At 48.9% G+C, this 13,462-nt stretch carries 10 protein-coding genes; 2 read left to right on the plus strand and 8 right to left on the minus strand.

Translation table 11 applies throughout. The annotated features are described in order from the left end of the window. Positions 1-225: 225 nt before the first annotated feature. The 6 genes from SPIRS_RS13355 to SPIRS_RS13380 form a co-directional block, all read right to left on the minus strand. The gene (locus SPIRS_RS13355) at positions 226-1,149 is read right to left on the minus strand and encodes an ABC transporter substrate-binding protein (RefSeq protein ID WP_013255214.1); all 924 of its coding nucleotides are present in this window, start codon (positions 1,147-1,149) and stop codon (positions 226-228) included. 60 nt (positions 1,150-1,209) lie between these two features. Then, positions 1,210-2,241 (minus strand): ABC transporter permease, encoded by a 1,032-nt coding sequence (locus tag SPIRS_RS13360; protein WP_013255215.1) that lies wholly within the window; start codon positions 2,239-2,241, stop codon positions 1,210-1,212. Positions 2,242-2,292: 51 nt separating this feature from the next. Further along, positions 2,293-3,816, minus strand: coding sequence for a sugar ABC transporter ATP-binding protein (locus SPIRS_RS13365; RefSeq protein ID WP_013255216.1), 1,524 nt, complete (start codon positions 3,814-3,816; stop codon positions 2,293-2,295). Positions 3,817-3,877: 61 nt separating this feature from the next. Then, entirely contained in the window at positions 3,878-5,344 is a 1,467-nt protein-coding gene (locus SPIRS_RS13370; protein WP_013255217.1) for a sugar ABC transporter ATP-binding protein, read from the minus strand. After that, the gene (locus SPIRS_RS13375) at positions 5,341-6,363 is read right to left on the minus strand and encodes a sensor histidine kinase (RefSeq protein WP_013255218.1); all 1,023 of its coding nucleotides are present in this window, start codon (positions 6,361-6,363) and stop codon (positions 5,341-5,343) included. Before SPIRS_RS13375 ends, SPIRS_RS13370 begins: the two co-directional genes overlap by 4 nt. A gap of 8 nt (positions 6,364-6,371) precedes the next feature. After that, positions 6,372-7,985, minus strand: coding sequence for a response regulator transcription factor (locus tag SPIRS_RS13380; protein WP_013255219.1), 1,614 nt, complete (start codon positions 7,983-7,985; stop codon positions 6,372-6,374). Between the two features lie 137 nt (positions 7,986-8,122). Between SPIRS_RS13380 and SPIRS_RS13385 the strand changes: the two genes are divergently transcribed. Then, the gene (locus tag SPIRS_RS13385; RefSeq protein WP_013255220.1) at positions 8,123-10,048 is read left to right on the plus strand and encodes a methyl-accepting chemotaxis protein; all 1,926 of its coding nucleotides are present in this window, start codon (positions 8,123-8,125) and stop codon (positions 10,046-10,048) included. A 147-nt stretch (positions 10,049-10,195) separates the two neighbouring features. Here the strand turns inward: SPIRS_RS13385 and SPIRS_RS13390 are convergent, their stop codons facing one another. Beyond that, positions 10,196-11,827 (minus strand): hypothetical protein, encoded by a 1,632-nt coding sequence (locus tag SPIRS_RS13390; protein WP_013255221.1) that lies wholly within the window; start codon positions 11,825-11,827, stop codon positions 10,196-10,198. Between the two features lie 639 nt (positions 11,828-12,466). Between SPIRS_RS13390 and SPIRS_RS13400 the strand changes: the two genes are divergently transcribed. Continuing rightward, positions 12,467-12,946 carry an efflux RND transporter permease subunit gene (locus SPIRS_RS13400; RefSeq protein WP_041866090.1) on the plus strand — a complete coding sequence of 160 codons (480 nt, stop codon included), beginning with the start codon at positions 12,467-12,469 and terminating at the stop codon, positions 12,944-12,946. A gap of 248 nt (positions 12,947-13,194) precedes the next feature. Here SPIRS_RS13400 and SPIRS_RS13405 read toward each other — a convergent pair whose 3' ends face one another. Further along, complete coding sequence (locus SPIRS_RS13405) at positions 13,195-13,392, minus strand: hypothetical protein (RefSeq protein ID WP_013255222.1); 198 nt, start codon at positions 13,390-13,392, stop codon at positions 13,195-13,197. Positions 13,393-13,462: the final 70 nt, after the last annotated feature.

Here is a 13,462-nt window from a genome sequence, read left to right on the forward strand (position 1 = left end):
TCCTTTAATACAGAATATTTACAATATAATGCTATTTTTGTCAATTTAATGTATGTATTATTTGTAAAAACTCATATAAAGCACAAGATAAATCACAGGTGGCTGCAGGAAAAGGAATTACGTTCCTTTAACCACCAGGATTCGGAACAGTAGGTTCCTTCATTGGCTTTGCCCAAAAAAAGGGCTGCCCTATCGGCAGCCCCCCTAAACTTCTCGGAAATTGCTTTAGAGCTTGTCTTTTGTAATAACGGAAACACCGGTATCGACATACTTCGCACCGACGTCTTCACCCTTAAGGACCTTCACGGCACTCTTCATTCCCTCATAACCCATTACGTCAGGATTTTGTGCCATGGTGGCAACTATATACCCTTTTTTTACCAGGCTGAGAATCATATCGGACTTATCGAAGCCAACGCCGATGATATTCTTTCCGGCTTCCTGAATGGCATTTCCGGTTCCCACGGTACAGCCTTCGTTGGCACCGAAGATTCCCACACAACCGAGGGTGATGTAGTTTACCGCAATATCATTAGAACGAGCGGCATCACCTTCAGAGTACTGGGTCTCAAGGATGGTAAAATCGCTTCCCGCAAGAGCTTCACGGAAACCGGCCTCACGGGCAACGGTACTGGCGGTAGCGGCATTGATATTCACGATACCGATCTTGCCGCTGGTAACACCGGAGGCAGCAAGGGCTTTGATCATCTCTTCACCGGCAATCTTTCCCGCATCCTTATTGTCGGTAGCAAGTGTCTGATAGGCGGGAAAGTCGGCAGGAGAATCAACATAAATTATTTTTACTCCGGCATCGGCAGCCTCCTTAAGGGCGCTGGTAACGGCGGTAGGTCCGTTCGCGGCAAGGAGTATGGCTTGAGCACCGCCGGCTACGGCATTGTTGATTATTTCAATCTGCTTTGCATCATCTTTTACATCGGGAGCCATCCACTTGTAGTCGATTCCCCCCAGCTCTTCAGCAGCCTTTTTGCAGCCGGCATCCACATTCACCCAATGCTGATCGGTCTGATCCATGGTGATCAGGTAGATTTTGTATTTGCCTGATCCCTCTTGTGAACCTGATGCGAAGAGCGCGGTCCCCACACTCAGAAGCACCATCATCGCAACAATAACCCGAATGCTTTTTTTCATAACATCCTCCTATGTGATATTCATGCACGTTTTACGTGCCTGCAAACTCTTTTGCCAGGATCAGACTTCGGTACTCTGCCCCGCAATTTTCTCCTTGCGCATCTTGAAAGATCCGGACCGGACAATTACATCAAGCAAAACACTCACGACGACAATAATCCCTATGATGATATTCCGAATTGCCACCGGGGCACCTGCAAACTGGAGACCATTCTGTAAAACGCCCCAGATTGACGCACCGATCACCGTACCAAGAAGCAGTCCCTGGCCACCCAGGGTGGAAACACCGCCGATAACCGATGCGGCAACCGCGTACAATTCGTAGGTGGTTCCCGCATCCATTGCCCCCATCCCGCTGGTTGCACAGAAGATCAGCCCCACAACCGTTGCACAAAAAGCACTGACGATGTAGGCCTTTGTGGTAACCGCGATGATATTGACGCCGGAAAGTTTTGCCGCATCAACATTCGATCCAATGGCATAGATATGCCGTCCTGTCCGTGTCCTGCTGAGGATAAAATTAAAAAGGACCCACAGGACAAAGGCAATCCAGATGGTATTGTAAAGAGAGAAGGTTTTCCCGTAATAGAAGAAATTTCGGAACCCTTCGGCGGCCTCTCCAATGGAGTCGGTATTATAGTTGTTGTTGGCAATCTGTGCGATTCCCCGGGCGATGGTCATGGTTCCGAGGGTTGCGATAAAGGGAGGAACCTTGCAAAGAGAAACAAGCAGGCCGTTTCCCACACCAACGGCAAGACAAGCGATAAGGGTTAACAATACCGAAACCCATGGGTTGATCCCCTTGGTCATGAGCGTCGCACTGATCATTGTGGACATCCCGACTACCGAACCAATCGAAAGGTCGATGTTGCCGGTGATAAGTACATATGATTGACCAATACCAATGAGCAAAATGGGAGCTATTTGACGAAGGAGATTGCTCAAATTCTTTGACGAAAAAAACACAGGATTAAGGATGGCGAACACCACACAAAGGAAGATCAAGCCAACCGTTACGGTGAGCACCTGCCCCATGCCTCGGACCGATAACATCCGTTTCAAGACACCTACTCTCTTATCATCGTTAACCATACTACTATGTACCTCTTCTCTTCAGTAATCTTTTTCAAGTAACTCCGGTTCTTATGCCGGTTCCCGTTCCTCACCAAGTTTGTCCTCAAATCTGGTCGCAAGTTCGAGGATCTTTTCCTGGGTAACCTCCGAAGCATCAAGTTCTCCTGTTACCCTTCCGTCGCACATCACGAGGATTCTGTCGGCAATGCCCATGATTTCCGTCATTTCAGACGAGACGAACAGAACCCCGATCCCTTCGCGCTTTAACTCGTTCATGAGGTTGTAGATCTCAACCTTCGCCGCAACATCGATACCTCGGGTCGGTTCGTCAAACATAACCACCCGGCTTTTTCTTGCAAGCCACTTGCCCACTACGATCTTCTGTTGGTTCCCTCCAGAAAGGCTGGCGGCAGGAACATCGGCATTCGGCATGCGCACGGAAAAACTCTTTTTCGTCTGCCTCACCATCTCTGACTCACGGTGGCGGTTTACCACGCCCAGGCGGTTACAGATGATGTCGAGGTTCGGTAAGGCGATATTTTCGCGGATGGAGAGTTTTACACACAGTCCATCTTTCTTCCGATCTTCGGGAACAAGCACCACGCCCTGACGAATGGCACTTGTGGGGGAATCAATAGAAATGGGCATACCGTCAAGGATGAAATCCCCTGAATCCCTCGCGTCGATACCGAAAATCGCCCGAGTCGTCTCGGTTCTGCCTGCACCCATCAAACCGGCAATGCCTAGGATCTCACCTTCGTTAACCGTGAAGGAGATATCGCGAACCATCCGTCCGGCATTAAGGGAACGCACTTCAAAAATGGTCTTCCCCCTGTGACGTTCGATACGCGGAAACTGCTCATTGATCTCTCGGCCAACCATGTTTCCGATAATTTGATCCATGGTCAGATCGGCAAAATCATTTTGAAGGATGAACTTTCCATCCCGCATGATGGTCACCCGGTCAACAATATGTTTCAGCTCTTCAAGGCGGTGACTTATATAGACGATACCGTGTCCTTTTGCTCTCAGCTGCCTGATAAGGATAAAAAGATCGTCGATCTCTTTACTTGTCAGGGCACTGGTCGGCTCATCCATGATGATAATACGCGCATTACTGGAGAGAGCCTTTGCAATCTCCACCATTTGCTGTTTGGAAACGGCAAGGTCACCGACAAGCATGTCGGGATCGATATCGATCTGAAGCTGGCCAAGAACATCCGCAGCCTGACGCCTCATATCCCGATCGTTGAGGATTCCCCCTGCGACCACATCTTCCCTCCCGAGAAAAATATTCTCGGCAACGGTAAGATGAGGGCACATGTTGAGTTCCTGATGGATGATTGCAACACCATGCTTTTTCGCCAGCTTTGGAGTCAGATCCCCTACCGGTTCTCCGAAAATGGTGAGGTCCCCGTTATCGCGGGTATAGACACCGCTGAGAATTTTCATAAGGGTGGACTTACCCGCGCCGTTTTCTCCCAAAAGGGCCATCACCTCTCCCGAACGCAGCTCGAAAGAGACGTCGTCCAGTGCCTTGACCCCGGGAAACGACTTATCAATATGTTCCATGGTTACGATTACTTCGTTCATACATCCAGTACAAGGCCATTTCCGTAATCTGTAAAGGGTGACGAAATTGGTAAAAAGGGGGTCATTCTTTGGATATGTGTACGGAATCGAGAGAAGAGAAAGTCTGCCGCACTATTTCACGCACAGCTCTGCCGTTTTTTACCACCAAGAGCCGGTCGGCGACCTGAAGGGAATCGGAAAGACTAACGGCAAGAATGAGGACAGCAATTCCCCGCTGCCTGAGCAGGTCGAGAAGCTGAATGATGCGAAGCCGCTGATACATATCGATGCCGGCAAAGGGCTGGACACAGAAAACCAGACGCGGTTTCTGTAACAATATACGATGATAGACCAGCTCATAAAGATCGTGAAGCGAGAGCCCTGCAAGGGAAGGGGCATCGATCACCGGACCTATCAGCGGAAGATACTCCCGCCGAATGCTTCGCAGATAACGCCTCTTTGTCCAGAAGAACGGGAGACGATCATCGGCAAGGAAACAAAGATTATCCAGATAGCTCATATCGGCAAAGAGATTACTGCGGGTAGGTTTTTCATCGATGAAGGCAAAAAGCCGTCTGGCTTTCTGAAAGGGGCGGCCCGCTACACGGATGCTCCCCTTCTCCGGCGCTTTTCTATCACGCCAAAGAGCGAGAACCGGGGGAAGAAGGGAATTATCGAGGTCAAGAAGTATAAGGCATTCACCGGCGAAAAGTGAGAGCGAAAGATCCTTAATCGTTTCCCGACAAAGATTTCTAACCTCAAGAACAGGTTTTTCGGCTCTCCGTTTTTCAGTCGCCTTCTGAGGAGAATCATTGTCGATAAAATGAACGAAGCCTTGAGGGAAGCGACGCATAAGATCGTTATTCATTTGGTCCGCCCGCAGGGTCTTGAGGATTTTTCCATCCTCCATCAAGACCGTTCGATTGCAAAGGGTAAAAACCTCTTCATGATGGTTGCAGACATAGAGAAACGAGAGACCGAGGGAGGCATAGTAGCGGATCACCCGATGGATACGCGACAGGTCCACGGGACTCGCAACATTACTAATATCCCTAATAATGATCAAACGGGCACCAGCCACCACGGCTTTCAGCAATTCCACAAGCCAACGCGTAAAGAAGGGCAATCGTTCTACCGGTTCATGCGGGGGAATTGAGATATTAAGCCCCTCACACAAGCGTTCCAACTGATCGGAAAGCACCCCATCGTTTATGAGGTACTTTTTCATGCCGCCACGAACAACGAATATGTTGTCGGTAACACTCATCGACCCGATGAGCCTGCTCCGTTTTTCAATAACGGCAACAGGATTCGCAGTCGAACGCTTCCAGCGATAGTCATTCACTACCCTCTCGAAAAACCACACATAACCGTAATGGATAGGCCCGTTATACTTGATAAGGTCGAGGAGCTCCTCCAGCCCCTGGGCGTTGATGGGTATAAGTCCGAGGATTTCACCCACAAAGAGATGCATGCTCAGCGAGTCGAGCAATCTAACATTTTCCCGATACATCGTGATTCTGTCGAGCCACAGGAGTTCCTTCTTCATTGTACCCCCGTTTTTTCACCAACGATCCGCGGCAACACAACCTCCACGTCGGTACCCACGGATGGTGTGCTGGTAATAGTCACCCCATATTGTTCACCAAAAAGAAGTTTGATGCGATTATTGACATTCACAATCGCAATGCCGCCCCGATTTCGTCCTTCACTCACATGACTGAGAGAGCGTATGGCAAGATTTCGATTTAGTTTCTCAAGCTCTTGGCTCTCCATGCCGACTCCGTCGTCACTCACGGTAATAAGCAAGCGGGTCTCGGTCGTTTCCAGCTGAACCCGCAAGAGCCCTGCTCCAACTTTACGTTCCAGGCCATGCAGAATAGAGTTCTCAACAATGGGCTGAAGAATCAGCTTGGGCAAGCGGTAGGCATAAATTTCCGAGCGCTCAGCCTCGTCTATCTCAATACGCAGCTGCAGCCGCTTGCCGAAGCGATATTGCTGAATCAAAAAATAGGTTTCGATATTGCCGAGCTCATCCTCTACCGTAACAAGATGATCCATGGTACTGATGGTATAGCGGAAAAAAGTGGAAAGGGCCTCGGTCATTTCGGCTATGGAATGTACCCCCGCACTTAAGGCCTCGCTGCGAATACCCTCCAGGGTGTTATAGAGGAAATGGGGATTTATCTGGTTTTGCAGGGCAAGATACTGCTCCTGACGCTTGCTAGCCTGAAGCAGATCACGGGTCTGCAAGAGTTCATTGAGTCTTGCAAGAGTATCATGCATCCCCGCGCTGTAGGGATACCGGATGTCGTAGACCCCCTCCAGGGTATAACCCGCTGCAAAAAGAGCAAGCAATTTCTCAGTTTCGCTAAAGGGAACCACGATTTTCTGCCAGGTGATACCAAAAAGAACGACCAGGAAAAAGGAGAAAAGCAAGGGAAGCCAGATTGAGACGATCTCTTCGGCGGCAAGGGACCATAACACCACCACGGCGATGAGCATAGCAAAGAAAAGAAGTGCATAGAGAAATAAAAGCTGTACCATCAAACCCATTTTTCGAACCACGAGACACCTCAACTGTACAACTTGCGAAATTCACTCGGTTTAATACCAACCATCCGTTTAAAAAGTCGGGTAAAATACTTCGTATCGCTATACCCGATCGCAGAAGAAATCTGAGCGACCGTCTGCTTGGAAGAGCGCAGGAGTTCTTTTGCGTAATCAATACGAATACCGGTCAGATACTCAAGAAAACCGGATCCTGTTTCCCGCTTGAATATGAGGCTAAAATAAGAAGGGCTGAGGCCTACTATGTCGGCTACCTGTTCAAGAGAAATTCCACTCTCCCGGTAGTGATCACCGATGTAACGTCTGGCCTCTCTGATGGGGCGACTTTCCGCCTGTCGCCGTGATTCGGCCATCGATTCCAAAAGGTTCTTTGTGAGCGTGCGAAGCCGATCCTGCAGGGCCTTTACACTAGGCAGGAGATCCAATTCACTCTCAAAACGCCTCTCAAGGGCCGAAAGATCTTCAACGGTCTCCTCACCGCGGTTTCTTAAAAGAACAAAAAGGCGATGGCCGGCCTCCTTGAGCGCATCAAGGAGAAGAACGCCTGTACACGCTTTCTGTGACAACACCGAACGCATCAGTCTGTCGACAGCCTCCATGGCCTCTTCTTCATCAAGGAGATCACAGGTATGTTCCATATCACGATTCCATACGGCCAGGGCATCATTACAGGAGCCGGAAAGAAAAGGAGGAAGCTCCTCATACAGCTGTCCGGTTTGAGAAAAGAGGCGTTGCCCCATGGCGATCTCGGCATCTCTGCGGGACTCGGCTATTCGTTCGATAGTCTCGACGGCCTGTCCGAGAGAAGTGGTAAGCTGAACAACCTCAAAGATACTAGCCTGGACCTGCAATTCGTCGTTGATACGCTTTACCGCTTTTCTTACCTCTTGTCGTTCCGATTCCGGATATCCAATCACAATATGTATCCGACATACACCGATATACAGTTCCAAATCGCTTGAAGACCCATCGAGAAAAGCATGAGAAGCCGATTCCGCCTTTTCCGCGATCATGCGCACAATACCGTCGGAAAAATCAGAGGGTGGGCAATCAATCTTTATCATGATGACTTGAAAAAGGCCGTCGCGAAAGTGATAGCCATAGGTATCGTTGATCGTTTCCAGTTCAACACGCCGATCTGAAGGCAAAGCAAAGACAAAATCATGGAAAAAGTCTTTACGAAGTTTCCCAAGGCTGTTTTTTAGACGAGCAGCAAGATCCCGGTTGGTTTGTTCTGCAGAAACACGCCGATAATGCCGTTCCGCTATCTTTTCCAAGGTGGCTGTTAACTCATCCTTTTTAATAGGCTTGAGCAAGTAATCCTCTACACCGTAACGAATAGCGTTATGGGCATATTCGAACTGATGATAACCGCTTACAATGATAAAATCGATACCATCCGTACTCTCCCTGATTCGTCCGATCAACTCAAGCCCGTCAAGTCCCGGCATACGGATATCGGTAATGACAAGATCGGGCCTTTCACGCTCTACAAGGGCAAGGCCGTCGATGCCGTTGTAGGCCGTACCAACCACCACCATTCCCAGGGAAGACCAATCGACCAGCTGAAGTATCAGCCGACACACTTTTTCTTCATCGTCGAGAACAACGACCGTCACAAACTATCCTCCAGCCTCCGGTATATTCATGTAAGGGTAATCCATTCTTAGGTCGAAAGACAATACTCATTATTTTTTGATAGCAAAATGTTGAACTTTGCTTGCCCATTACTACAATATGAATTCGGGGGTTCACAATGAAGAGGAAACTAAGGAACGAGATTCTCATTCCCATTCTGCTGACGGTGGTCATGGTTCTGGGTGGAATGACGACCCTGATCGTCGTGCGTGTCAGCAAAAGTGCCAAGCAGGATGCGGAAAGCCTTGCGTTGGAGATAGCGGCACATCAGGGCAATCAGTTTATATCTCAAATTGTTGTCGGACTTGAAACTGCAAAAACGATGTCAGACACTATGGCATCGATCGTAGAGAACAAGTTGAACATTGGGCGGGAAGAAGCAAATATCATGCTCAAAACCATTCTTCAAGAGCACCCCGATCTTCTTGGGGTATGGATGGTATGGGAGCCGAATGCCTTTGACGGCAGGGACAAGACGTATGTCGATACGGCCGGTCATGACCAGACGGGTAGATTCATTCCCTACTGGAATCGCGTGGGAGGCTTACATCTCGAACCGACAATGGATTACGACGGTGGAGTCTATTACGAGGTACCGCTACAAGAAGACAGGCTGTATGTAACCGAACCGACTGTCTACGAAATCGGAGGAAAGGATACAATGGTGATCAGCCTATCCGCCCCCATACGGGTAAACGGTAAGGCCGTAGGTGTCGCAGGTATCGACCTTTCCATGGAACAGATGCAGACTCTGGTCGCCGGAATTAAACCCTTTGAAGTCGGCTATGCCTATGCCGTAAGCCAGGAGCTGACAATCGCCGCCCATCCTCAAAGCGACATGATAGGCACATCTGCATTGGAACATATCGATCCCCAATATCAACAGGCCTTTAGCGAAGCCGTTAAAAACGGAACTGTTTTTCAGTTTCAGCAGGAATCGGCAAAAGACAAGGTCGTTTCCCTGCAGACCATCTATCCACTTCATATAACAGGTGTAGAAGAAAACTGGGCCTTCGGCATTTCAATTCCGATGGATGTGGTTCTAACCCAGGCCCGAAATCTTGCCTTCCTTTCCGTGGCCATCAGCATCGTCGCCATTATTCTTATAGCACTCATTATCTTCCTTATAACACGCAATATCGTTCAAAGCATTATCAAAGGGATAGATCTGGCAAAGGAAATTGCGATGGGTAACCTTACCGTGGCTGTCGACCGGCATTACCTTTCCCGAAACGACGAGCTGGGAGAACTCGCAAAAAATCTGAATGACATGAAGAATCAGCTTTCACGTGTCGTTTCCGAGGTCATCAACTCGGCTGAGAGCATTACCAGTGGCAGCGGACAGCTCAGCGAGAGTGCCGAACAGCTCAGTCAGGGAGCGTCCGAACAGGCAAGCTCCGCCGAGGAAGTAAGCGCCAGCATGGAAGAGATGGCAAGCAGCATCCGAAACAATGCCGATAATGCCGCAGAAACAGAGCGTATGAGCAAGCAGGCGGCCATTGAGGCAAAGGAAAGCGGAGAAATTGCCGCAAGAGCCGTTGTTGCAATGAAAAACATTGTAGAGAAGATCACCATTATTGAAGAGATTGCACGACAGACCGATCTACTCGCACTCAACGCTGCCATCGAAGCAGCCCGAGCCGGTGAACATGGAAAAGGCTTTGCCGTCGTTGCAAGCGAGGTTCGCAAATTGGCAGAACGAAGTCAGAAGGCGGCAGGAGAGATAAACGAACTGTCACGGCACACCGTCAAGGAAGCCGATGAGTCCGGACAGAAACTGGAAGCCCTTGTCCCCGTCATTCAGAAAACGGCCGAACTCGTTCAGGAAATAAGTGCGGCCAGCAAAGAACAGAATAGCGGAGCCGAACAGATTAATCAGGCCCTTCTTCAGCTTGATCAGGTGATCCAGCATAATGCCTCGGCATCCGAAGAGACCGCCTCCACGGCCGAAGAGTTGGCCGCCCAGGCAAAGCTGCTGCAGCAAGTGATAGCCTATTTCCGCGTCGATGAAGAGGAAAATCTGCCTGCTGTCACCGATTATTAGTGTTCCGAATAGTGGTGATTACTCATCAGCCATATCCGAATTGACAAGAAAACGGCCCCGCTTTTTTTGGGGGCCATTTTCTCTATCTAAAACATCCTTACTATTACTAGAACATCCTCAAAGAGGGGGTAAACAGACGATCACTGGCTATTGAGCTTCCGTCATATCTCCAATCTTCATAATGGCCATAAAGCTCTCCATCGGAAAGACGAGGGAGGAAATCAGCCGCTCTTTTTTCGAACCGACGCTCCCTCCCATGGTGATTCCATCGGGAAATGCAATCTGCATCTCCGAAGCGGGAACGAGAGCAAAAAGCTTTGAAATGTCAGCGGTCCAAAAAAGATGCGGAAAGTTTACACTCTGTGACCCTTGAGAAGGCTCAAAACGGTGGTGAGGCATCTCGACAAAGGCATCCAGCATAGCCGGCCCACCCTTTCCCATATAGGAATACACCATGTGATCACCGGCACACATGTAAAGCGTATAGAGATCGGAAAAACGTTCGAGCTCTGCACCTTCCGCTCCGAGGGCATCGATTCCGCTATAGCTGGTAACCAGCTTGAGATAGGGGCGACCAGCCGGAGTTGTCCCCTCTTCCATCTCCTGCTTTATGCCAAGGGGAAATGAGTTCCCGAACATTTTCTTGAGCAGCAAGCCGGTAAGCTCGTTACGGACGGAAGTCTTGCTCCTTTCAATATATGCTTCGGGATCACTTGCACCTGCGGCAATACCTAAACTGAAATGAATATCTTCAATTTCCGAACCGGCAGGAAGCCCCATGGAGAACGAAAAAGCCGCATAACCGGTAGCCAATCTATTCAGGGCCCGATAATCGTCCATCATGGTTTTCAGCGCCTTCGAATCTTCCGAAGTTCCATCCTTATCGTCCAGGAAAAACCCGTAAAAGGCTTCCATCATAGCATTCGAGTCCCGAGGATCGAGGCCTATGACCCCACTGATCATGGCATCGGGCAAATAAGGGGCCTCAAATTCCGCTACATCATTCATAGGCTTGAGAGAACGAAGCAGGGAGCCGGTTTTTCCCTCCAAAGAGAGGTCGCTATTGAGCACCATTCCGTTTTCATCGGCACTAAGCGCTGCTGAAACAAAATCGATATCATGAAGCAGAGCAAGATACTTCTCAACGAGAGTACCGGCCCATGCCATCTCACCATTGTTCGACGCAGCCATCTGATCAGACAGCTCCTTGGCGTCAAGTCCCAGCGAATCTATCAGGCCGTCGAAGTCCACATATGCCTGGATCGAGGAATCGGGATAGTCCCGAAGGGTTGAGAGGTCGGCATGCTCCTTCGGCGGAAAATCTTCCATGAGTTCGGTCTTTGAAAAAAGAACAAGATATCCTTTATAGAACATCCAGTGGTCATCATCGGAACTAAGCTTTTCGGCAAGGCTATTCACATCCACGACATCGGCAAGGGGGATAAAAAGCATAAACGTATCAGGGTCCGCGGTTATATCATCGCTTATCAAGGCAACTCCCACCGGCTGGGAGAAATTCAATTCCTCCATCGTAAAAGGAACCCCTTTGACAATAAGCATCGTAGATAAAAAATCTTTTATCGGGATACCGCCGATGTAGGCATCAAAGCCCAATGGCTTCATAAACTTGTCGAGATCCGTCATCAGAGCATCGCCGTTGGGAATCTGCATATAGAGAGCCGTCCCCCGGGGAACCATGGTCTCAATGGTTGGCGTAGAAGCACAGCCGGACAAAAACAAGGCAAGCACAGCAAGCCCGGAATAGAAAAATTTCTTCATTATCTAAACTCCTCCATATCGTTATTTATAACACATGGACAGGAGATGTCACAGAGGAATGAAAGAGACTCTGATATTGGCCAAAAGCTCTTTGTAAATCAACATAGCCGCGCCAAATACATCTCATAGAAACCATTATAGATATATGACGATACGAAACGGTAAAAGAGTTACGAATTCCCCTCCTTACAAGCTCGCTAACCACAGCCTTAGCCTTTCTCCCTATTGTCATGTCACAAAATCAGACAGGAGAATTTACCCAACCGCTTTTTTGGGTCGTATCCATCCCGCTTCTCGCCTCATGGATGATCTCGACGACAATCATTCCCTTTTTGCTCAACGGCTTCTTGCCAAAAGGTATCAGGGAAGAAAGGAGGAAGCATCTCAAAGGGAATGCAAAACCTCACCTTCCCGTCTTCACCACAGAGATAGTTCTTCCCCGGGGAAGCTCAATTGAGCATTCATCCGAGGTAGCAAGAGACTTCGACCGATTTCTCGCCACAGAGAGGGGCGCCGACAAAGGAGATGTGGTAAGTTGGGGACCTTCGTCGGAGGAGGAATCCCACGATTTCGGCTCAATGTTTCCCCGGAATCGGCCAGACCGGAATACATCTTTATCATCATCAACAACAATAGAGGTTGATACTCCAGGCAGAAATAACGAAGGATGTAAGCGCCATCGAACTGGCTGGCAGAATAGATAGTTGGCTGGCAAAAGAAAAAGAGCATTGGCCTGTCGGCTTTTCCTACGAATTCGGCGACGAGATGGAGGGATCTTCCGATGCAAACAGGGCTATTATAAAGCAGGTTCCCTTGGCCTTTCTTCTTATACTTCTTTTATTGGTGGCACAGTTTAACTCTCGAAGGAGAGCCTTTGTTATTCTTGTTACAATCCCCTTCGGTTTCATCGACGTAGTTATCGGACTCTTGGTAAGCGGCAGTCCCTTTAGCTTTATGAGCCTTCTCGGCCTTGTTTTCCTTGTGGGGATAGTGGTGAATAACGCCATCAGTATGATTGACAGGATCGAAACGGAACGAAAAAACCAGGGAAGCCTGGAGAAGGCCATCATCGTTTCGGCTTCGAAAAGATTATCTACTGTTCCGAATCCTGGTGGTTAAAGGGACACAATTCTTTTTCTCGCAGTCAATTGAAAGCCAAACTATGGGAAAAAGTAAGCACCGACATAAAAACAAGGATGTTACCGTCAAAAGAGCATGCATACCACCAGGATTCGGAACACTACAGAAAGGTTACGATAAAACAACGATCCTCGATATAACCGACAAGGGCCGATGTCAGCAAGGAGTCATATTATACCCATTTATCCACCAAGGCCGATATTCTTGCCACCATCGTTATCGAAAACTTAATCCGTCAGATCAAAGAAATAGAAGCGATAAGGAACACTCCCGCCTCCGGCATCGAAAAGCTGGAGAAGATCCTTCGTCTTTTCGTCGATCATTTTCTCGCCGAGCACGAGCATGGTGATATCGCGACGAATACGGAAGTAGCCTTCTGCAGAAACGAGCTTTCCGAGAATGTAGCACGTACGATTGTCTCCCATATCGGCCTTTTCCGCCAACAGTTCATGCAGGTCGTAGGTGAGGAAATCAAAGACGGCACTATGCCGTGCT

It is taken from the genome of Sediminispirochaeta smaragdinae DSM 11293 (genome assembly GCF_000143985.1).
In the GTDB taxonomy this organism is placed as follows: Bacteria; Spirochaetota; Spirochaetia; order DSM-16054; family Sediminispirochaetaceae; genus Sediminispirochaeta; species Sediminispirochaeta smaragdinae.